At 42.4% G+C, this 19,829-nt stretch carries 22 protein-coding genes and 1 pseudogene; 16 read left to right on the forward strand and 7 right to left on the reverse strand.

Annotated elements, in window-relative coordinates; all coding sequences use genetic code 11:
• The first annotated feature begins 128 nt into the window (after positions 1-128).
• From DWX62_RS16300 to DWX62_RS16360, 13 genes and pseudogenes are all read left to right on the forward strand, one after another.
• Positions 129-1,940: a reverse transcriptase/maturase family protein gene (locus DWX62_RS16300; protein ID WP_004318718.1), complete on the forward strand. Its 1,812-nt coding sequence runs from the start codon at positions 129-131 to the stop codon at positions 1,938-1,940.
• Positions 1,941-2,032: 92 nt separating this feature from the next.
• Complete coding sequence (locus DWX62_RS16305) at positions 2,033-2,476, forward strand: conjugal transfer protein TraG (RefSeq protein WP_255344453.1); 444 nt, start codon at positions 2,033-2,035, stop codon at positions 2,474-2,476.
• 20 nt (positions 2,477-2,496) lie between these two features.
• Positions 2,497-3,129 carry a DUF4141 domain-containing protein gene (locus tag DWX62_RS16310; RefSeq protein WP_005680097.1) on the forward strand — a complete coding sequence of 211 codons (633 nt, stop codon included), beginning with the start codon at positions 2,497-2,499 and terminating at the stop codon, positions 3,127-3,129.
• 24 nt (positions 3,130-3,153) lie between these two features.
• Positions 3,154-4,173, forward strand: a complete 1,020-nt coding sequence (traJ, locus tag DWX62_RS16315; protein WP_008644756.1) for a conjugative transposon protein TraJ — start codon at positions 3,154-3,156, stop codon at positions 4,171-4,173.
• 21 nt (positions 4,174-4,194) lie between these two features.
• A pseudogene (gene traK, locus DWX62_RS16320) lies at positions 4,195-4,818 on the forward strand (conjugative transposon protein TraK).
• Between the two features lie 12 nt (positions 4,819-4,830).
• Positions 4,831-5,091 (forward strand): hypothetical protein, encoded by a 261-nt coding sequence (locus tag DWX62_RS16325; protein ID WP_005680094.1) that lies wholly within the window; start codon positions 4,831-4,833, stop codon positions 5,089-5,091.
• Positions 5,091-5,279, forward strand: a complete 189-nt coding sequence (locus DWX62_RS16330) for a hypothetical protein (protein ID WP_005680093.1) — start codon at positions 5,091-5,093, stop codon at positions 5,277-5,279. The genes DWX62_RS16325 and DWX62_RS16330 overlap by 1 nt, the downstream gene beginning before the upstream one ends.
• Positions 5,280-6,395, forward strand: coding sequence for a conjugative transposon protein TraM (gene traM / locus DWX62_RS16335; protein ID WP_074706886.1), 1,116 nt, complete (start codon positions 5,280-5,282; stop codon positions 6,393-6,395).
• Between the two features lie 33 nt (positions 6,396-6,428).
• Positions 6,429-7,328, forward strand: coding sequence for a conjugative transposon protein TraN (gene traN, locus DWX62_RS16340; RefSeq protein ID WP_005680091.1), 900 nt, complete (start codon positions 6,429-6,431; stop codon positions 7,326-7,328).
• Positions 7,329-7,330: 2 nt separating this feature from the next.
• The gene (locus DWX62_RS16345; protein WP_120173020.1) at positions 7,331-7,915 is read left to right on the forward strand and encodes a conjugal transfer protein TraO; all 585 of its coding nucleotides are present in this window, start codon (positions 7,331-7,333) and stop codon (positions 7,913-7,915) included.
• A gap of 10 nt (positions 7,916-7,925) precedes the next feature.
• Positions 7,926-8,414 carry a hypothetical protein gene (locus DWX62_RS16350; protein WP_005680089.1) on the forward strand — a complete coding sequence of 163 codons (489 nt, stop codon included), beginning with the start codon at positions 7,926-7,928 and terminating at the stop codon, positions 8,412-8,414.
• 51 nt (positions 8,415-8,465) lie between these two features.
• The gene (locus DWX62_RS16355; protein ID WP_005680087.1) at positions 8,466-8,930 is read left to right on the forward strand and encodes a TraQ conjugal transfer family protein; all 465 of its coding nucleotides are present in this window, start codon (positions 8,466-8,468) and stop codon (positions 8,928-8,930) included.
• Between the two features lie 11 nt (positions 8,931-8,941).
• Positions 8,942-9,427, forward strand: coding sequence for a hypothetical protein (locus tag DWX62_RS16360; protein ID WP_005680086.1), 486 nt, complete (start codon positions 8,942-8,944; stop codon positions 9,425-9,427).
• 78 nt (positions 9,428-9,505) lie between these two features.
• On the opposite strand, the gene DWX62_RS16365 is transcribed toward DWX62_RS16360, so the two are convergent.
• The 5 genes from DWX62_RS16365 to DWX62_RS16380 all read right to left on the reverse strand — a co-directional run bounded on the left by DWX62_RS16365 (position 9,506) and on the right by DWX62_RS16380 (position 12,227).
• The gene (locus DWX62_RS16365; protein WP_004308051.1) at positions 9,506-10,279 is read right to left on the reverse strand and encodes a phage antirepressor KilAC domain-containing protein; all 774 of its coding nucleotides are present in this window, start codon (positions 10,277-10,279) and stop codon (positions 9,506-9,508) included.
• Between the two features lie 48 nt (positions 10,280-10,327).
• Positions 10,328-10,945: a hypothetical protein gene (locus DWX62_RS22365; RefSeq protein ID WP_227198328.1), complete on the reverse strand. Its 618-nt coding sequence runs from the start codon at positions 10,943-10,945 to the stop codon at positions 10,328-10,330.
• A complete protein-coding gene (locus DWX62_RS22370) occupies positions 10,875-11,447 on the reverse strand; it encodes a DNA cytosine methyltransferase (protein ID WP_225739788.1) in 573 nt (190 codons plus the stop codon). Before DWX62_RS22370 ends, DWX62_RS22365 begins: the two co-directional genes overlap by 71 nt.
• Positions 11,448-11,546: 99 nt before the next feature.
• The gene (locus DWX62_RS16375) at positions 11,547-11,894 is read right to left on the reverse strand and encodes a hypothetical protein (RefSeq protein ID WP_005680084.1); all 348 of its coding nucleotides are present in this window, start codon (positions 11,892-11,894) and stop codon (positions 11,547-11,549) included.
• A gap of 12 nt (positions 11,895-11,906) precedes the next feature.
• Positions 11,907-12,227 (reverse strand): helix-turn-helix domain-containing protein, encoded by a 321-nt coding sequence (locus tag DWX62_RS16380; RefSeq protein WP_005680083.1) that lies wholly within the window; start codon positions 12,225-12,227, stop codon positions 11,907-11,909.
• Positions 12,228-12,738: 511 nt separating this feature from the next.
• Here DWX62_RS16380 and DWX62_RS16390 point away from each other — a divergent pair.
• Both DWX62_RS16390 and DWX62_RS16395 read left to right on the forward strand, forming a co-directional pair.
• Positions 12,739-13,566: a Hachiman antiphage defense system protein HamA gene (locus DWX62_RS16390; protein ID WP_008644752.1), complete on the forward strand. Its 828-nt coding sequence runs from the start codon at positions 12,739-12,741 to the stop codon at positions 13,564-13,566.
• Positions 13,563-16,913, forward strand: a complete 3,351-nt coding sequence (locus DWX62_RS16395) for a DEAD/DEAH box helicase (protein WP_005680081.1) — start codon at positions 13,563-13,565, stop codon at positions 16,911-16,913. Before DWX62_RS16390 ends, DWX62_RS16395 begins: the two co-directional genes overlap by 4 nt.
• A 501-nt stretch (positions 16,914-17,414) precedes the next feature.
• Here the strand turns inward: DWX62_RS16395 and DWX62_RS16400 are convergent.
• Positions 17,415-17,915: an SPOR domain-containing protein gene (locus DWX62_RS16400; RefSeq protein ID WP_005826564.1), complete on the reverse strand. Its 501-nt coding sequence runs from the start codon at positions 17,913-17,915 to the stop codon at positions 17,415-17,417.
• Between the two features lie 48 nt (positions 17,916-17,963).
• A complete protein-coding gene (locus DWX62_RS16405) occupies positions 17,964-18,368 on the reverse strand; it encodes a lipocalin-like domain-containing protein (protein WP_207806026.1) in 405 nt (134 codons plus the stop codon).
• Between the two features lie 174 nt (positions 18,369-18,542).
• Between DWX62_RS16405 and DWX62_RS16410 the strand changes: the two genes are divergently transcribed.
• Positions 18,543-19,820 carry a DEAD/DEAH box helicase gene (locus DWX62_RS16410; protein WP_117878058.1) on the forward strand — a complete coding sequence of 426 codons (1,278 nt, stop codon included), beginning with the start codon at positions 18,543-18,545 and terminating at the stop codon, positions 19,818-19,820.
• Positions 19,821-19,829: the final 9 nt, after the last annotated feature.

Consider the following 19,829-nt stretch of genomic DNA (forward strand, 5'->3'; position numbering starts at 1 on the left):
GGTTCGACCTATGAAAATTCGGAGTGGTAACGGAGCTTCCATAGTAGTTTGAGCAAGGTAACGCCTTGTACATGGCGAAGGGAAGCAGCTAATTATTAATACAATTAACGGAAAATGTGAGAGACATTATGAGAAGTCCAGAAAGAGTATTAAACAGTCTATCAGAACACAGTAAGGATGCAAGCTATAAGTTTGAACGTCTTTACAGAATTTTGTTCAATGAGGAAATGTTCTACGTTGCCTATCAGCGTATCTACGCTAAAGAGGGTAACATGACTAAAGGTTCAGACGGTCAGACCATTGACAACATGAGCCTGAAACGAATTGAAAAGTTGATTGATACGTTAAAAGATGAAACGTACCAGCCCCAACCGTCAAAGAGGGTGTACATACCGAAGAAAAACGGTAAGAAAAGACCTCTTGGCGTGCCGACTTTCAATGACAAGTTGATACAAGAAGTAGTAAGAATGGTACTGGAAGCCATATACGAGGGAAATTTTGAATACACCTCGCATGGTTTCCGTCCCAATCGAAGCTGCCATACTGCATTAACTCATATCCAAAAGGAGTTTAATGGTGCAAAATGGTTTGTGGAGGGAGACATAAAAGGCTTCTTTGATAATATAAACCATGATGTATTGATAAACATTCTCTTGGAGCGTATTGCGGATGAACGCTTCATCCGATTGATACGCAAGTTTATGAAAGCGGGATATATCGAAGACTGGCAATTCCACAATACTTACAGTGGCACACCGCAAGGGGGTATCATCAGCCCGATATTGGCTAATATATACCTTGACAAGCTGGATAAGTATATAAAGGAATACACAGCCAAATTCGACAAAGGGAAGAAACGAAAATTCAGTAGAGAAAGTATGGACTTTGGCAATGCAAGAAAACGTATTGTGCGAAGATTGAAGTTCGTAAAAGACGAAAGGCAAAGGACAAAGCTAATCCTTGAACTGAAAGCAATAGAACAAGGACGGGCTAAATATCCCAACGGCGAAGAAATGGATGCCGATTACAGAAGGATGAAATATGCAAGATATGCAGATGATTTTCTTGTGGGAATTATCGGAAGCAAGCAGGATGCGCAACAGATAAAAGAAGATATTAAAAACTTCCTTGCTGACAGACTGGCATTGGAGCTGTCCGATGAAAAGACACTTGTCACTCACACGGAAAGACCGGCCAAGTTTCTCGGATATGAAATCACTGTAAGAAAGTCCAATGACCAAAGACGGGATAAACGGGGTAGATTGAGAAGAACCTATGGTAAAAGGGTCTGCTTGAATGTCAGTACGGAAACAGTCCGTAAAAAACTTTTCGATTGGGGAGTCTTGGAACTGACAAACCGTAACGGAAAGGAAATATGGAAACCGAAATGTAAATCGGGACTGATATTCAATGACGACCTTGAAATCCTTGATAGTTATAATCGGGAAATCGTGGGGTTCTATAATTACTACTCCATAGCCAACAACTGCGCCCATGCCTTGAATAATTTCAAGTACATCATGGAATACAGCATGTACAAAACGTTTGCAGGCAAATATAAGTGCCGAACACGTAAGGTAAACAAGAAATATCGTAAGAACGGTAGGTTTATCGTAACGCACATGACTAAAACTGGTGTAAAGGAAAGATACTTTTACGACGGTGGCTTCAAACGAAAGAAGCCCACCTATAAATCGGAATGTGACATTATGCCACGAACAATTTATACTGCGGGGCGGACAAGCCTTGTTGAAAGGCTGAAAGCCCGTGAGTGTGAATTATGTGGAGCGACAGACGACCTTGTTATGCACCATGTAAGGAAACTAAAGAACTTGCAGGGAAAGGAAAGCTGGGAACGACACATGATTGCCCGTAAACGCAAGACGATTGCCGTGTGCAGGAGTTGTCACAAGAAGATACATGACGGAAAGATAGACTGAAATTAGTGGAGAGCCGGATACGCTGAGAGGTGTAAGTCCGGTTCGGGGGCGAGCATTTGGAAACCTACCATAGAAATATGATAAGGCGCTGGGTGCTTAGCCTACACAAAACGGTTAGAAAGTACTTCGGTGAGGCTGTGGTTGTCACTCAAGAGTTGGATGATATCGTGTCAAGTCCCATTATCAAGGACACCATCATCAACAATGCCGATTGCAAGATTCTATTGGATCAGCGAAAGTATATCAACAAGTTTGACTCCGTACAGTCCCTGCTCGGACTGACCGACAAAGAAAAAGGACAAATCCTGTCTATCAATCAGGCTAACGATCCGGCAAGGAAGTATAAGGAAGTTTGGATTGGTCTGGGTGGTGTCCAGTCTGCTGTCTATGCAACAGAGACCTCTGTCGAGGAGTATCTCACCTATACCACAGAAGAAACCGAAAAGTTGGAAGTCACACAAATGACCGAGAAGCTGGGCGGTAATATGGAGCAGGCGATCCGCGTGTTGGCTAAAGAGAAGAAAAAGAAAAAATAAACGATTAAAATCAAGAAGCAATGAAAAAGAGAATTTTAAGCATGTTGTTTGTCCTGTCGCCCTTTATGGTACCGGCAAGCGTGCAGGCACAATGGGTGGTCAGCGATCCGGGCAACCTCGTCCAGGGTATCGTGAACAGTGTCAATGAAATGGTGGAAACATCTGAAACGGCTCAAAATGCACTTTCCACATGGAAAGAGACCTCAAAGATTTTCGAACAGGGGCGTGAGTATTATGATAAACTGCGTAAGGTGAATGACTTGATCAGCGGCAGTGAGAAAGTAAAAGAGTCCGTCCTGATGCTCAGTGACATTTCTGAAATTTATGTAAACAATTTCGGCAAGATGCTGACCGACAAGAATTTCAGCCAGCGGGAACTGAATGCGATAGCTGCCGGTTATAACACCATCATGAAGAAGAGCAGCCGCAGCATTGCAGAGCTGAAGAATATCATCAACCCCACCGGCATGTCCATGAACGACAAGGAACGCATCGACCTGGTGAACCGGGTATACAGGGAAATGACACATTACAAGGAATTGGCCAACTACTACACCCGCAAGAACCTGCATGTATCCTACCTGCGTGCCAAGGAGAAGAACGAGCAGCAACAGGTATTCGACCTGTACGGCAAGGATGAGCGTTATTGGTAGTCTACAATTTTAAAAGAATCAATTATGGTATTATTATCCATTTCATTTGAAAATATGCACCAGATTCTTCGGAATCTCTATGATACGATGACCAAACTCTGCCACCCGATGATGGACATGGCGATGGCACTCGCTGCATTAGGGGCTTTGTTCTATATCGCTTACCGTGTCTGGCAGTCTCTCTCCCGTGCGGAGCCCATCGATGTCTTTTCGATGTTACGGCCTTTTGTCCTGGGCATGTGTATCCTTTTCTTTGACGTGATGGTGCTGGGAACTCTCAACGGTATCTTTAGCCCCATCGTTCAGGGAACCGGAATGCTGCTCCGTGACCAGACCTTCGACTTGCAGAAGTACCAGCAGGAGAAGGACAAGCTCCGTGCGGACATGATGGCTAAGACGATGATGACCGGACGTGTCTTTGCTTACAATGAGGAGCTGGATGCGGAACTGGATAACATGGGCTGGAGTGAGGAGGAACATACGGCCTTGCAGACCATGTATGAGGTTTCGTATGCCTTCTCCCTGCAAGGTATTGTCCAGATGGTCATGCGCAAATTGCTGGAGATTCTCTTCCAGTCTGCCTCGCTGGTCATCGACACGATCCGTACCTTCTTTTTGATAGTCTTGAGCATTTTGGGGCCGATAGCCTTTGCCCTGAGTGTTTTTGACGGGCTGCAGAACACGCTCATCCAATGGCTGGCACGCTATATCAGTGTCTATCTCTGGCTGCCGGTATCAGACCTATTCGGGGCGATGCTTGCCAAGATACAGACGCTCATCCTGCAGGAAGAGATGAACCTGATGGCCGATCCGATGAGTATCATCGACGTAGACGGTTCCTCGGCCATCTATCTGATATTCATGGTCATCGGCATTATCGGATATTTTTGTGTGCCGACTGTTTCGAACTGGATTGTCCAGGCGGGAGGTATGAGTTCCTATAACCGGAATGTCAACAATACGGCATCCAAGGTGACCAATGTAGCCGGTGCTGCGGCGGGTGCTTCAACGGGAAACGTCGGTGCCGTATTATTGAAAAAGTAGAAATTGAAAAAACATAAAATTATGGAATTTAAAAGTTTAAAAAACATCGAATCCTCGTTCAGGCAGATCCGTCTGTTCACGTTGGTCTTTCTGGGCATTTGCGCCTCGCTGACTACGTATGCCATTTGAAGGTCCTATCTCTTTGCCAACCAGCAACGGGAGAAGGTATATGTATTGGATCAGGGCAAGTCACTCATAGTGGCGTTATCCCAGGATGCGGCATTGAACCGTCCGGTGGAGGCCCGCGAGCATGTGCGCCGCATGCATGAACTGTTCTTTACGCTGGCTCCCGATAAGGCCGCTATCGAATCCAATATCAACCGGGCCATGTATCTGGCGGACAAGAGTCTTTATAGTTATTACCGGGATTGGAACGAGAAAGGCTATTATAACCGTCTGATCAGCGGCAATATCAACCAGACTGTCCTGGTGGACAGCATGCAGTGTGATTTCGATAACTATCCGTACCGGATCACCACCTTTGCCCGGCAGATGATTATCCGAAACAGCAATATCACCGAGCGTTCCCTGGTCACCCGTTGCTTCCTGCAGAGTACGGTCAGGTCGGATAATAATCCGCAAGGCTTCATGGCGGAACGCTTTGAGATTTTGGAAAACAGGGATATAAGGACCGTTGAACGCTAATATAATAAGGTAATGAAAAGCAGGAAGATAAAGACAGAGATCAGCGAAAAGCTAAAGAACGTTTGCGAGGAGCTGTCCGAAAAAGAGCGTAAGGGAGTGCTTGTGGGCATGCTGGCTATCAGTACCGTTCTATGTGCTATCACCGTAACACGCGCTTTCGGGCGTTTTCTCTCCCACGGCACACAAAAGGAGTTGCCGTTTGTCCATCCGGCGGACTCCATCCACCGGGCGGATAAAGACAGTATAATGTATCACCCTAAAACCCACGAGTAATGGAAGATAAAGATTTGGAAAAGCCCGAAGCGGCAGAAGAAACGGCGGTACAGCCGGAAAACGTCAGAGCCTTGAAGGAAGAACCGGAAAAAGAGAAGAAGGTGCTCACACCGGAAGAGATGGAAAAAAGAAGGAAGTTCATTGTGATTCCGGCCTTTGTGCTGGTCTTCCTGGGAGTCATGTACTGAATATTTGCCCCCACCGGCAAGGAAAACGGGACGGAAGCTCCCGGAAATTCAGGATTCAATGTGAACGTGCCGGAGCCTACCACGGCCAAACTGGTTGATAAGAAGACCGCCGCCTATGAGAAGCAGCAGGCGGAAGTGGAGGAAGAAAGCCGGATGAAGTCGCTGGAGCAGCTTGCCGGGACATTGATGAATAATGGAAAATCATCCGATACCGGTGAAAAAGAAAAGGACGGAGACCGGTTGCAACAGTCTGTTAATACCTACGAGCAAATCTCCGGGCAGTTGGATGATTTCTATGAAACTCCCAAAGAGACGGCAAGCGGCGATCTGGAAAGAAAAGTGGACGAACTGAATAAAAAACTGGAAGAGGCGGAAAAGGAAAAGAGCAAGGCGGCTACCCGTGAAGAACTGATGGAGCGTTCCTACAGGATGGCGGCAAAGTATCTGAACCCTGACAAGGATACGGTTCGGGAGAAAGCTGTCGGAGAAGAACCCACGGAAGTTGTTCCGGTTCAGCGGGCGGAGTATCAGACGACTTCCGGCCTTTCACGACCTGTTACGGATTCCGCTTTTATCGCTTCGCTCACTGTCGAGAGGAATTACGGTTTTAATACTGCTGTCGGGAGCAGCTACCAAATGGGGACGAATACCATCGCCGCCTGCATTTCGGAGAACCAGACCATTGAGCAGGGAGGCAGGGTAAGACTCCGGTTGCTGCAACCTCTGCAGGCAGGAAGTATTACCGTTCCGGAGAACAGTCTGGTAACGGGTGCGGCGGTCATACAGGGAGAGCGTCTGGATATCCTGATCAGCAGCATCGAGTATGCCGGAAATATCATCCCCGTGCAGTTGGCGACTTACGATATAGACGGGCAAAAAGGGATTTTCGTTCCCGGATCGGAAACCCGCAATGCGGCAAAGGATGCGGCTGGGACGGTCAGCGAGAGCATGGGAAACAGCGTATCATTCGCACGTTCTGCCGGACAGCAGGTGGTCATGGACCTGACGCGCGGAGTCATGCAGGGCGGCACGCGGTTGATTGCCGGGCGGGTCCGTGCGGTCAAGGTGACGCTGAAAGCCGGATATAAGGTGCTGCTGGTCACAAAGAAACAATAACGGATTATTCACTTTAATAAAAAAGATAAGACAATGAAAATAGTAATAGCATTATTGATGGCTGTACTGGCCTCGGTATCCGGTTTCGCACAGGAAGAAAGACCGGCAAATCCCGTCAGGATTCTGACGGCGGGCCAGCATATCACTCCTTATAAGATAGAGGTCACTTTCGGAAAGACGGTGCATATCCTCTTTCCCACTGAAGTTCGTTACGTGGACCTGGGAAGTAACAATATCATCGCAGGTAAAGCTGACGGGGTCGAGAATGTGGTGCGTGTCAAGGCGGCGGTGAAGGAGTTTCCGGGCGAGACGAACTTCTCCGTGATTACGGGAGACGGTTCTTTCTTTTCTTTCAATGTGGTTTATAAGGAGGAGCCTTCCACGCTGAATATCAATATGGACCAGTGGATGAACCCGGACGAGGGAGAAAAGAAGGGAGGCAGTTCCATCCGTGTCACGGAACTGGGCGAGGAAGATCCGACGGTCATTGCCAGCGTGATGTACACCATCCACCGGCTGGACCGTAGGGACGTGAAGCATATCGGGTGCAGGCAGTTCGGGATGCAGGCTCTTTTGAAGGGCATTTATGTGCATAAGGACCTGATATTCTTCCATGTTTCCCTGACGAACAATTCCAATGTGCCTTTCGATGTGGATTTCGTGCGGTTTAAGATAGTGGATAAGAAGATAGCCAAAAGGACGGCCCGGCAGGAAACTTATATTGAACCGGTACGCACGCTCAATGCCCTGACACGCATCGTGGGAAAGAGCACGGGACGTATCGTGTATGCCTTCCCGAAGATTGTCATTCCTGACGACAAGTTGCTGGAAGTGGAAATTTACGAGAAAGGGGGAGGCCGTCACCAGCGGTTCTATATGGAGAACAGTGATCTGGTGGATGCGCGTATTGTGAATGAATTAATCGGTGAGTAATCATGAAAAGAGTTTTATTTATTATGTTATGCATTTGTCTGCCCTTTGTGGCAGGCGAATGCTTTGCCCAGCGTTACCTGCCGGGACAGAAAGGTATCCAGCTCATGTTAGGCGGTGTGGACGACTTCGGTTCGAATGTGAAGCATCTGCGTGGTAACTTTCAGCTCGGAGTGGCTCTGAGCCGGTATAACCGGAACCATTCCCGCTGGCTGTTCGGGGCGGATTATGTGAAGAAGCACTATTCCTACAAGGACATTGCGATTCCCAAAGCGCAGTTTACCGGAGAGGTAGGCTATTTCGTGCCGTTCTTCTCGGACCGTGGCAGGAACGTGTTCTTCTCTGCCGGTCTTTCCGCTCTGGCGGGTTATGAGACGACCAACTGGAACTGCAAGCTGCTCTATGACGGGGCGACTTTAAAGAATGACGGATGCTTCATTTATGGTTTTGCCCCGGCTTTCGAGATGGAGGCGTTCCTTTCCGACAGGCTGGTTTTTCTTTTCAATGTCCGCCAGAGGATATTCTTCGGATCATCCGTGGGGAATTTCCACACGGCGGTAGTTGTCGGTGTCAAGTACATTTTTAATTAGCGGCAATAGTATGGAACAAGGCAATTGGAACGTGGATGAGATGCTTCATTGGCTGGATATGAAAATAAACCGGGAAGACCGGGACATACGTGAACAAAGCAAGAAGATGAATGGGAATTTCCTGCACTTTTTCGAATGGAATGCGGAGAGCCTGTATAAGTCTCATTTTATGTCCGGGTGTTATAAGATACTCCGGCAGGCGGTGGACGGGGCAAAGGACATGGATACGGTTCGGAATATTGTTGAGGACAACATTGCTTACTGTGAGAGCAAACTGTTGAACGGTCAGGTGGATTGTAACAGTTCCAGCCGGACAACGAATGTTGCCCATTTCCTGAAGTTGGAGTGTATGCAGCAGTTGGTTAGGGATTACCGGGAATTCGCGAATATCCTTGCGCAAACGCCTCCCGAAGAGAATTTGCAACAGACGGCTAATAAAACAGAAAAGAAGAGAGAAGAGCCGCCTGAAAGAAAGATAAAAACGGGCATCAGGCGTTAGCCGACAACGGACTCAATCAAGTAAATTATTCATTTAGTAATACGTAAAATCATGAAGATGAAATTAATAATAAGTGGTATCATGCTCACATTGCTTTGCCTGCTGGGTGGCTGTGATGATAAATTGGAAGTACAGCAGGCTTATGATTTCTCGCTAACGTCCTGGTATCTCCAGAAGACCATTTCCCCGGATGAAACCGTGGAGATTCGTCTGACACTCAATCGTAGCGGAAACTATGAGGAAGCCGGCTATCAAATCGGTTATATACAGATGGAGGGCAGCGGCGAGGTGTACGACAAGAAGAAGGTCTATCTGGTGAACCGGGAGATGCAACCGTTGGATTCGATAGCGGAGTTGGATGACAGCGATCCCTGCCGCCAGGTATTCACGCTCTTCTATCATAACCGAAGCAGCAAGAATGCGGAGATTAAATTCGTGATAGCGGATAATTTCCATCAGGAAAGAGAACTGGATATATCCTTTCAGAGCAAAACTGAAACGGACATGGAACTATAAATCGGACAACAATGGATAAAAGTGATTTAAGGATCGAACAATTGCAGCAATATCTTGACAAGAAGAAAGGGGTTGTGGAAAGCGATATAAAAGAGTATAACCAGCAACTGGGAAAAAACTATCTTCATTTCTTTGACTGGCATGCCGATGACTTGTATAAGGCCTGTTATATGGATAAGAATTATAAGGCCATTCAGGAGGCGATTGATGCCGCTGAAACGCCGAAGGATATTGAAGGGATTTTGAAGCGTTATACCCTGTATATAGAAGATGATCTCCTGAACGGTCCGCTTGTCAAGAAAAGTACCAGCCCGATGTCGAATATGGCCCATTCCCTGGAGATAGAATGCAAACAGAAATTGCTGAAGGACCTCCGGTATTTAAACAGGCTTCTTCAGAGTGAGACTGTAAGTGAAAGGATAAGGCCGCAAGAAGCACCCCGACAAGAGATTGTGCCTGTGAAAGAAAAGAAGAAAACGGGACCACGGTTGAGATAGTATCAATTGAAAGCAATAAAAAAGCTACTGAATTTTTGTTTCAGTAGCTTTTTTATTTATCCCAGTCTTATATTCCGGCTATACCAGATAAGCCTCAAAAAGATAATGTATGAATAACCGACCCTTTTCCGTCCAAACGGTCAACATGGCCGTGCCGGTTTCTCCTGTGCGGCTTTCCCATACATGGGTCCGGGTTGCCGTATAGCCTTGATTCTGATAAGGAGCTTTGAGCAGCCATTGACCGGATTGACGGAACTGGATGCCTGCCCATCGAAGCCGTTTGTTCAGCATACCGGCAGTCATTCCCAATTCTTTCGCTATCTGTGTGGTCGTGTAGGTGCTTTGGGATTGGAGGACTTTGTCATAATACTGAACTTTTGGGGCCTGTAGCTTGAGTTTCAGGATAGCATAGTTGTTCTCCTTCTCCAATGCTGAAATACGGCTGTCTCGCTCTTTTATACGGTTCTGTGCGAGCAATATGGCACGCGCAAGTAGTTCATTATCCGTTTCGCCATTCTTCTTAAGAAGATAGCCACCGTTCTTTAGTGTTTCGGGAACCAGTTCATCAAATATCCAGCTTTCGAATTTCTCAGCGGAAGGCAGCTTGCTACCGGCAATCAGCCGGTATACGTTCCCTTCGCTGATGTACTTGATTTTCTGGACGGCACTGCGTGTAGGGGTGTCGTAAACCACGACGCCCATTGGTTTACAATGTCTTACGACGGCATCTCTCGGATTGGAGTAGCCAAGTGCGGCGGCAACATCTGAGGCGCAGAACCATATTTTCCCGTCAATTTCCAGTGTCCGGATGCGTCCGAACTCAGGATGTTCAAATATTGATACTTTATTCATGACTGTTTAATTTATAGGTTTCTTCTATTGCTTTAAATATCTCGTAGACTACCTGGGGGACGATAGCGTTCCCGTATCCTTTAATGGATGCCTGTCTTCACCGAGAAAAGGAGATACCGTCCAGTCGGGGGGGAAGCCCATCATCTCGGCTACAAACAGGGGATTCAGCTGGAAACTCTTTCCAGTCCGGGCGAAGAAATCGGGCAGGCTGTTCTTTTCCGGTATCCGGCCTCTCTTCTCCAGACTTTCCGGGCTTGCCGCGCCCTTCCAGTCCCTCGCTGTCGGAGTGGGCAGAAGCTCCGCCATCCTCCCAAGCCCTACACTCCAGACATGGCCTTTCTGATTGATCTTTCTCACCTTTCCTTTCGGTGTCACTATGATCTTGTCGTTTTTCCCCATTACCGCACCCACACCGGCATCGCTGGCTACCGGGGTGGGCAGCAGCATCCCGTAAAAGTCCAGAAAGTCGCTCAATCCGTTGGGTTTCTTCTCCCCTTTGAGCTGGCTGTGCAGGGATGGAGCATGGGCCTGTTTCCATTTGTGAACCCTTTCCGGATGGTGTATCTCCGTAGCCAATGGAGTGGGAAGGAGTATTTCATGGATCATCTCCGGCAATCCCTGCTGGCGGCTGTTCGGTCCCCTGCGCTTGTAATCCTGGGCTGTCACGGTGGGCAATAAACCATACCCGGTCCCGGCGGTGGGGAGCTCCGACGGCACAAGCCGGTATAAGTACCGGCTGGACGGAATATCCTTCACGTTCAAGATCACGGCAAATGGTTTCAACAACATATTGCTGCCGTCTTTTAAATACAGGCTCACTCTCTCCGAATAGAGTGGACTGACTTCCCACTTCAGTCTCCTGGCCGGGCTGTACCATCGTGAGGATGCCAGCAACGTTCTCACCAATGACCCAATCGGGCCTGATCTCATGTATGGCCCTGAGCATATGAGGCCAGAGGTAACGGTTATCATCCGCTCCTTTTCTTTGGCCTGCGACAGAGAATGGTTGACAAGGAAAACCTCCTGTAAGGACATTGATTTTTCCTCTCCATTCTCTGAAATCTGTCGTTGCGACATCTGTATAACTTTTTGCATCTTTAAACCAGTAATTTAAAATGGTATTACAAAAATCGTCTATCTCACAATGGAAGGCATTCTGCCATCCCATTCATTCGGCAGCCAGGTCTGGGGCGCCGAATCCACTAAACAGAGAAGCGTGTACCAGACGCTTCCGCTGTTTCTTGTCTTGCTCTTCTTCTTTCATTGTTTATTCATTATTTAGAGGTTCGAGATTCATTACTTTTTTGTCGATCTTACGATAGACACTCCCCATCTCCAGCATATTCTCCAATCGGAGCAGGTCCGTGATTTCATAGACGGTCATCCCTTTCTGTGTCGTGAAGCGGATATATCCTTTCTGTCGCTGTATCTCCACTTCCTCGGGAGTCATGTGCAGGACTTCACAGATTTCCTGCAAGGTCAGGGTCAGGCTTACTTCCTTAACTGTGTAGATGTAGGTCAGGATGTTCAGCATCTGAAGACATTTGCGGTGTGATTTGACAAGTGATGCGAATTTGTTTCGTTCTATGACGATTACTTTAGCTTGATTTTCCATGTGAATTTTTATTTATGAGTTAATAGAATCGGATATGAAATCTTCGTTTAGACATTCTTCTCTCAGGAATTTATATACGTCAGAAGCCCAGAAGTAAATCTTGCCGCTGAGTTTGAAAAATGGGAGTTTGCCGGAATTACGCCAGCGGATCAGTGTCCGGTCGCATACTTTCAGCATCAGGCGCATATCCCGGCTGTCCAGCATTTGCTTGCCGTTGAAACTGGTTACTGCTTCCAGAGCCGTTTCCAGCTTGGCAATCAGTTTTCGTTGTTCCTCAAAGTTTTCCTTTATCATTGCTTTGAGTATCTCAATATCATTTCTGTTCTCTTCCATAAAATATTCCTTTGTTCCAATGGGTTATTTTTCTTTCTTCGGTTGCAAAGTTTTCAAAATTGGGCATGAAAAAATAGGGCTGACGGTAACCGCCAGCCCCATATTTTCTTTGTAACTTACTTAGTATCAATGTCGATTTACAGAATGCTTTTTTTCTTCCTTTAAGGTAGAAAGAAAAATAGCAGTAGTTACCATTCTTTTCAAAAAGATATTTATAGGTAAACAATATAATGAAGGGCACCCCAAAAATCAGATTTTACTCTTCTCAGAACTATCAGTAGAGGGGTAATTTTCTATAAAAAGTTTTTTAGTACCCTCCAATTAATACCAAGCCTTCTAATAAATTCAGATTAACTTGTAACCGTCAAAAACATTAATTACATTTGTGTTAGAGTAATACTTGAAATTGTACAGAGCAACAGAATATGTAGCTGGATTGCGCTACTACAATACTGTTTCTGCCAGTTTTAAAGCAGTAAAATGATTTTTCCTTTGTTTTAAACTAAAAATTATGACGAAACAAGAACTGTTAATTGGGAAGCATCCAGATAATTCACATCCTTATGGGAAATGGCTTGCTGCAAATGATTTGCCAGATTCCTATATGAAATGCCACAGGGAACTTACTGAAATTACAGCTGTAGATGATGAGTTAATAGAATGGATGGCAAAAAAAATAATTAATCACCATTATACTCAGTTTAGAATATCTAGGTTAAAAGAAAAATATAAAAGTTTAGGCTTTGCTAAATATGCAGAGCAGCATAGAAAATTACCTATTACGGATAAGGTGAAAAAAGGTAATGCTACGGAAATATTACTTACTGATTATATTCAAGCATCACAAAAAAAAGAATTTATCAAGGTATATAAATTGAAATATAATCCAAATGTTGATCAAGCCATTAAAGGAGATGACACTTTGATGGTTGATTTATTTGAAGAAAATGGTAATGAGAAAATCAAAATTTATTTGGGAGAATCGAAATTTCGCACTACTCCTCAAAAGAATGTAGTTGAAGATATTACCAAATCTTTAAACAAAGATACTTTGCCTTTATCGTACACTTTCTTAGTAGAAGAAATAGCAAAATCAGATGAATTACTTGCTCGAAAGCTGGATGATTATATAGTGCAAGATATAAAAGATAGAGGCGACCTTATTTATGTTGGTTTGTTACTAAGTAATACCAAGACTTCAGAAACAGTTGAAAAACATTTGAATAGTGATAATTCAAATTTGGTTTTCATTTCTATTGGAATTGGTCAGCCAGAAGAGTTTATTAAATCCATATTTGAAAAAGCAGAAGAACTAATATCTAACCCTGATTTATTATGAATATAGAGCATGTTGAAAAAAGCTACCAAGAATTAGAATCAGATTCTACTTTGCAAAACTTAATAGCTCAAGCTAACGCTAGATATATCCTATATAATACGGAAGAATCTAAAGAAAATTTTCCTCGATATACAATTAAAGATGAGCAGCTAAATATCTTAGCTTTCAAATATCTAAATATTGGATGTAATTATTTTAGTGAACATAATTATCTAAAAGCATCTCATTCTCTAGAAAAAGGAGCTTTAATACTTGAGTATATACACGGTTCTATTCATATTCAGACAAAAAATAAGAAACTATTTTGTCTAATCTCCGCTCTTTCTTATTACGTTTGTTTTCAATACTCTAAGGCATTTATACTTATAGGCAAACTTGAGAGTGATACAATGATTTCAAGTTTAGTATCTCTATTTCTTAATAGAAAATTTGATCAGTTATTAAGTGAAATCGATAAACTTATTACAAACTCCAGTTATGGGGATGAATATCTGGCTGAACATTTTGAAGAAGATAATGCTACAAAAATTTATGAGATAATTATAGCAAAATCATTAAATTATTATGTGCAATTTTATCAGACAGGAAACAAAGATTTTTTAGAAATTGCAAAAAAGGATCTTGTAAATCTTCAAGAAGTAGCCGCAATGAGAGGTGAACCTGATGTTTGGTGGGTTATTCGATTATTACTTCTCATTATAGATGGATTTAAAGAATCCTCATTATGGTATGTATTAGGAAATTATTTTAATACGGAAGATAAACTTCCGTTAAAGTATATACAATCATTAGTTTATAAAAATGGCAGTATAACAGAATTGTTTCTTACTCAAAGAAACTCTTTACCAAAGGTTTTGAATAATAAGCAGGGGAGTATTGTTAGCATTCCTACAAGTAGTGGAAAAACAAGAATTGGTGAAATTGCGATTTTAAACTGTCTATTAAATGAACCTAAAGCGAAAATTCTTTTTATAGCCCCTTATAGATCACTAGCTTACGAAATAGAAAATTCGTTTGATGAGATTTTTAGCAATCTTGATGTTTCAGTCTCACATCTATATGGTGGAAGTTTATTTAGTAAGCTTGATGAAAGAATTATAGACGAATCATCCGTAATTGTAGCAACACCAGAAAAGGCCAAAGCACTCTTTAGAAGCAATGAGGATATTTTATCATGTATCAAACTTGTAATTATAGATGAAGGACATTTATTGGGAACTGATAAAAGACTCATAGTTAATGAAATGTTTTATGAGGAATTAAAGTATCATGTAAAAGCTAATGGTGGAAGATTCTTGTTATTATCTGCCGTTTTACCCAATGCAGAAGATCTATCTGAATGGCTAACGGATTCTACTGATAATGTTTACAAAGAGAATTGGCGACCTTCTGATGAAAGAATCGGAATAATGGAATGGAATGGAGTTTCTGTGAATTTAAATTGGAAAAGCACTGATGCAGAAAGAAATTCATTTAATCCTAATTTTATTATGCGACAAAAGTTGCCTAAGAAGCCTAAAGAAAGGATAATGCATTACTTTCCTGAAAATAAGAACCAAGCCATAGCTTCTACTGCATATAAACTAAGGAAGTTTGGTCCTGTTTTAATATTCGTTGGAATCAAGAAATCTGTTTTTGCCATTGCAAGAGAGTATGAAAAATGTATTCAGCCTGAAGAACAGAAGTTTAGATTTAGAAACAAGGCCAATTGGAGAGCCTTTAAACTGGCTTGCATAGAATCTTATGGTGAAGATACGGAATGGGTTAAGTTTGCTAAACAAGGAATTTTCTGTCATAATGCAGATTTGATCTCAGATGTGCGAATTCCCTTAGAAAGATTAATGAGAAGTGAGAAGCCAAGAGTTATTATAGCGACTTCAACATTAGGACAAGGAGTTAATCTTGGAGTTTCTACTGTAATTTTCTCAACTTTGTATCAATCAGGTAATCCTATTACGAAAAGAGATTTTTGGAATATTGCTGGTAGAGCGGGGCGTGCTTTTGTAGATCATGAAGGCAAAATTTTAGTTGCTCATGATATAACCAAAAAAGACGAGAATAAAATAAATTGGGAAAGAAAAATGATTTCTGCATATCTTAATAAGAGTAATATAGATAGAGCAGAGAGTGGTTGTTTGGAACTAATAAGGACACTTAAAACAGTGGCTCAACTTAACGGAATAGCATTTGATAACTTAATTAATTTACTTGCTGAAAATCGTATTAATGAAATTGATGAGTCTTTAGATGAAGTTAATGATCTTCTTGATTTGATTGATGACGGATTATTATCATTGCATAATTCGAATAATTTTGAAGGAAACACATTGGAATGGATTGATAGTTATTTTACTAAATCCTTAGCCTATATACAAGCTCAATATTATGAAGATATTACTGGCGATGAAGTTCTCGATTTTATAAAGGCTAGAATTAAAGGTATAACAAAAAAGGTAGGGATAGAAAAAAGTATTTGGGAAAGTATTGTATCTTCTGGTATTCCAATCAATTCAGATTTGCAAATAGATGAGAAGCTTAGCGAGATTATTAGTATTGTTCAAAGCTATATAGTAAGTGATAAAACATTAGAAGAACGCATTTCACTTCTTGAAAATATAGAAGACGTCATTAGAGATGTGAATATATATAAAGAAAAATTTGAAGATAGTGTTGATATAAAAGAGATACGAAAAAAGTGGTTAAGTGGAATATCCATGTCAGATATCGTTCAACATGAAAATGCAGTTAATATAGTAACTCAACATTATTCTTTCAATATGCCTTGGGTTCTCAATGGTATTTCAAAGAAAATGAAGAAACAGAATTTAATTGAAGAAGCGGATACTATCGAAGAATTGGCTATTCTTGTAGAATTAGGATTACCTAACATAAAATCAGTTAAAATCTATCAAGCAGGAATTCGCTCAAGGATTTCTGCCTATGAAATTGCCAACTTATATGATGATGATCTTTGGGAAAAAAGCATTAGAACATATAAACAAGATTTAATAGACCATGCTGATTACTATAAAAACCAAGTATCAGAAAATGCAGCATTATGGATCGATTTATTAGTAAGATTTTCGAAGAGAAAATTTATAAAAATTAAAAAAGTTCCTAACTTCAGATATGGAAAAGTACATAAAAGAACAAAAAGGTTAATGGCAAGAATAATTAATGATAAGCAATATTTAGTTAGTCCGAATTTTAGTGTTATAAATGAAATAGGTGAATCAGATATTGACTTTTCTAAAGTCAGTAATATTAATGGAATTTACTTTGATTATGACGAAGATGATAAACTTTGGAAAATAACTTGCATGAATCCTTATGTGGTATTTACGTAATTACTATATACTTTTGGGAAGAGATGAGAATAAGTATTTAGACATTATTAGTTGTTAATTTATCGCTATAAGGCTTATTCTTGAAGCATTAAACAACCAATTACAAACTAAAATAAGTTTTGATTAACTTGTAACTATTAACAACATTGACTATCTTTGTCGTAGAGAGATATTTGAAATTATGCAGAGCAATGCAATGTGTAGCTGGACTTCCACTACTATATCGTTACTTGCATCTTTATAAAAACACTTTTAATCGCTGATTTATAAAAGATTAAAACGAACTACACTCTTTTGTTAAGAGAAACAAAGTGTTCTCTTTAATGAAACAAACTGTTCTGTTAAAGGAAACACTTTGTTTTGCCAAACCAAACACGCGACAGCGCCAGCCTTCACATTCTTTCGGCATATCATGAAAAAGGCAGTAACTTCGCAGTTACTGCCTCATCTTGAAAGGAAACATACATTCCTTTCTGTTATGAATTACCAAAAAGAATTCTATTAATTGACGCTATACAGCAACCATGCCTTCTGGAAGTCATCATTCGAAGGATGTTTAGCTTTGAAAGAGTCGCGCAGATTCTCGGCGGATGCTCTGTCATCGAATGTACCGATAACTACACGATACAGGTTTCTTTCTGCATTGTAAACCACCATTGCAGTATAGCCTTCATTCACCAATGCCTGCTTCACACCTTCCGCATTAGCTTTCACGCTATAAGCTCCGCAAACTACACTAAAGGTTTTCAAGCTGGTACCACCTGATACCACAGTCACCTTTTCCTGACGCATGCCGGCAGGTGCACTTTCCACCACCTTTACTTCTACTGGAGCGGTAACCACTGGAGCCACCTCTTCAGCAGGGGCAGTTGTTTGCGGCTCAGCCAATTCCTGCTGTTTTGCCTTTTCATATGCTTTCTTATAAGCACTTTCACTTGATTTACAAGAAGAGAATGCCAGAGCTATGCATACTCCCATTCCCAATACGGCTAATTTTTTCATCTTTTCTATTGTTTTTATTAGTAAAATCGTCTATTCTTATTCTTTATCTCAAAATTTTCGAAAAATAAATTTCGTGCCCCCATATTCCAAACGCAATGAAGAGTAGGACAAATCTTCTACTTTAAAGGTACATTTTCCTTCCGGCCACCCGAAATAAGTATCATAATTTTTATCGTTAACGCTTTCAGGCAACAAAATAATGGAAATTTCAGCACCTTTCAAAGAATAATTTCCAAAAAACGTAGTCAACCCTCCATCTTTCAACAAACATATGGCAGAAAAACTTCCTTTTTGAAAATTATAAAATACACTGTCCACCTTCTCTGATGTACCGTCGGCATATTGGTACTGACGCAACTGCCACTTACCGGCCAAGTCACCCCCACCATTCATGCAAGCAGTCAAAGTACAAGCCATCAATACAATCCAAAGATATTTTAAATGCAATTTCATCATTTTTCCATGCCACTATCTAAATATGGAGCAAAAGTACACCATAACATGCGATTATACCTCAGCATCCTTAGTTAAATATAATTAAACCCCTCCATAAAAAGAGATTTCCCGGAAGACTTGACGTATATTTGCCAAATACAAACAGAGCATGAGGCTCACTTAATTGATTACATGACATTTGAAAATTTGAATTTGATAGAACCTATATTGAAGGCTCTTCAAGAAGAGGGGTATTCCACCCCTACCCCAATCCAGGAAAAATCGATCCCTATATTACTTCAAGGAAAAGACTTATTAGGATGTGCTCAAACCGGAACAGGCAAAACCGCCGCATTTTCCATCCCTATCTTGCAAAAGTTGTATAAAACGGATAACCGCAAAAGTATCAAAGCACTCATTCTGACGCCGACCCGCGAGTTGGCCATACAGATAGGAGAATGCTTCAGTGCATATGGTAAGTATACCGGATTGAGACATGCCGTCATCTTCGGCGGTGTAGGACAAAAGCCACAGACAGATGAACTGAAACGTGGAGTACAAATACTGGTTGCAACTCCCGGACGACTGCAAGACCTGGTCAACCAAGGTTTCATTAACCTAAAAGCGCTCGAGTTCTTCGTATTGGACGAAGCGGACCGGATGCTGGACATGGGATTCATACATGATATCCGGCGCATATTAAAGTTATTGCCCGCAAAACGACAGACCCTCTTCTTTTCGGCCACAATGCCTCCGGAAATAGAGACCTTGGCAAACTCCATGCTGACGCACCCCGAGAAAGTGGAAGTCACCCCTGCATCGTCTACGGTTGACACAATCTCCCAATCAGTCTATTTTGTTGAGAAAAAAGAGAAAAAAGACTTACTGATTCATCTGCTGAAGAATCCGGCTATCAAGTCCGTACTTATCTTCACCAGAACTAAATATGGAGCAGACAAACTTGCACGTACCCTTAGTAAGTCCGGAATAAGAGCCGAAGCCATACATGGAAACAAGTCGCAGAATGCCCGACAGCGAGCACTGACCGGCTTTAAGAACCATGAACTGCGTGTACTGATAGCAACCGATATTGCAGCACGAGGTATCGACGTGGACCAACTATCACACGTCATCAACTATGAGTTGCCCAACATTCCGGAAACATACGTGCACCGTATCGGACGAACCGGACGTGCCGGCCACGACGGTATTGCCCTCTCCTTTTGCGAATCGGAAGAACTGCCTTACCTGAAAGATATCCAAAAATTGATAGGGAAAAGTATCCCAGTAATAAAAGAACACCCTTTTGTCACCGCCGATGGTTTAAAAGCCCAGGAAATCAAGACTGAAGAAATCAAGGCCAAAACCAAGGAAAACAAAATCTATCGCGGGAGCCGTACGAATGGAGACTTTTGGAGAAGAAAAAAGCAAACCTCGCAAAACAACACCCCAAAAGGAGTTGGAAGATAAAGACAATCA

This window comes from Bacteroides sp. AF20-13LB, from assembly GCF_003603065.1.
Taxonomy (GTDB): domain Bacteria; phylum Bacteroidota; class Bacteroidia; order Bacteroidales; family Bacteroidaceae; genus Bacteroides; species Bacteroides uniformis.

What these genes read in the sequence shown, in the direction of transcription:
- DWX62_RS16400 (WP_005826564.1), bottom strand. Translation starts at nt 17,915, where the DNA reads ATGAAAAAATTAGCCGTATTGGGAATGGGAGTATGCATAGCTCTGGCA.
- traN (WP_005680091.1), top strand. Translation starts at nt 6,429, where the DNA reads ATGAAAATAGTAATAGCATTATTGATGGCTGTACTGGCCTCGGTATCC.
- DWX62_RS16395 (WP_005680081.1), top strand. Translation starts at nt 13,563, where the DNA reads ATGAATATAGAGCATGTTGAAAAAAGCTACCAAGAATTAGAATCAGAT.
- traJ (WP_008644756.1), top strand. Translation starts at nt 3,154, where the DNA reads ATGGTATTATTATCCATTTCATTTGAAAATATGCACCAGATTCTTCGG.
- DWX62_RS16355 (WP_005680087.1), top strand. Translation starts at nt 8,466, where the DNA reads ATGAAGATGAAATTAATAATAAGTGGTATCATGCTCACATTGCTTTGC.
- DWX62_RS16365 (WP_004308051.1), bottom strand. Translation starts at nt 10,279, where the DNA reads ATGAATAAAGTATCAATATTTGAACATCCTGAGTTCGGACGCATCCGG.
- DWX62_RS16410 (WP_117878058.1), top strand. Translation starts at nt 18,543, where the DNA reads ATGACATTTGAAAATTTGAATTTGATAGAACCTATATTGAAGGCTCTT.
- DWX62_RS16310 (WP_005680097.1), top strand. Translation starts at nt 2,497, where the DNA reads ATGAAAAAGAGAATTTTAAGCATGTTGTTTGTCCTGTCGCCCTTTATG.
- DWX62_RS16390 (WP_008644752.1), top strand. Translation starts at nt 12,739, where the DNA reads ATGACGAAACAAGAACTGTTAATTGGGAAGCATCCAGATAATTCACAT.
- DWX62_RS16330 (WP_005680093.1), top strand. Translation starts at nt 5,091, where the DNA reads ATGGAAGATAAAGATTTGGAAAAGCCCGAAGCGGCAGAAGAAACGGCG.
- DWX62_RS16375 (WP_005680084.1), bottom strand. Translation starts at nt 11,894, where the DNA reads ATGGAAAATCAAGCTAAAGTAATCGTCATAGAACGAAACAAATTCGCA.
- DWX62_RS16380 (WP_005680083.1), bottom strand. Translation starts at nt 12,227, where the DNA reads ATGGAAGAGAACAGAAATGATATTGAGATACTCAAAGCAATGATAAAG.
- DWX62_RS16325 (WP_005680094.1), top strand. Translation starts at nt 4,831, where the DNA reads ATGAAAAGCAGGAAGATAAAGACAGAGATCAGCGAAAAGCTAAAGAAC.
- DWX62_RS16345 (WP_120173020.1), top strand. Translation starts at nt 7,331, where the DNA reads ATGAAAAGAGTTTTATTTATTATGTTATGCATTTGTCTGCCCTTTGTG.
- DWX62_RS16350 (WP_005680089.1), top strand. Translation starts at nt 7,926, where the DNA reads ATGGAACAAGGCAATTGGAACGTGGATGAGATGCTTCATTGGCTGGAT.
- DWX62_RS16360 (WP_005680086.1), top strand. Translation starts at nt 8,942, where the DNA reads ATGGATAAAAGTGATTTAAGGATCGAACAATTGCAGCAATATCTTGAC.
- DWX62_RS16300 (WP_004318718.1), top strand. Translation starts at nt 129, where the DNA reads ATGAGAAGTCCAGAAAGAGTATTAAACAGTCTATCAGAACACAGTAAG.
- DWX62_RS22370 (WP_225739788.1), bottom strand. Translation starts at nt 11,447, where the DNA reads ATGGGATGGCAGAATGCCTTCCATTGTGAGATAGACGATTTTTGTAAT.
- DWX62_RS16405 (WP_207806026.1), bottom strand. Translation starts at nt 18,368, where the DNA reads ATGAAATTGCATTTAAAATATCTTTGGATTGTATTGATGGCTTGTACT.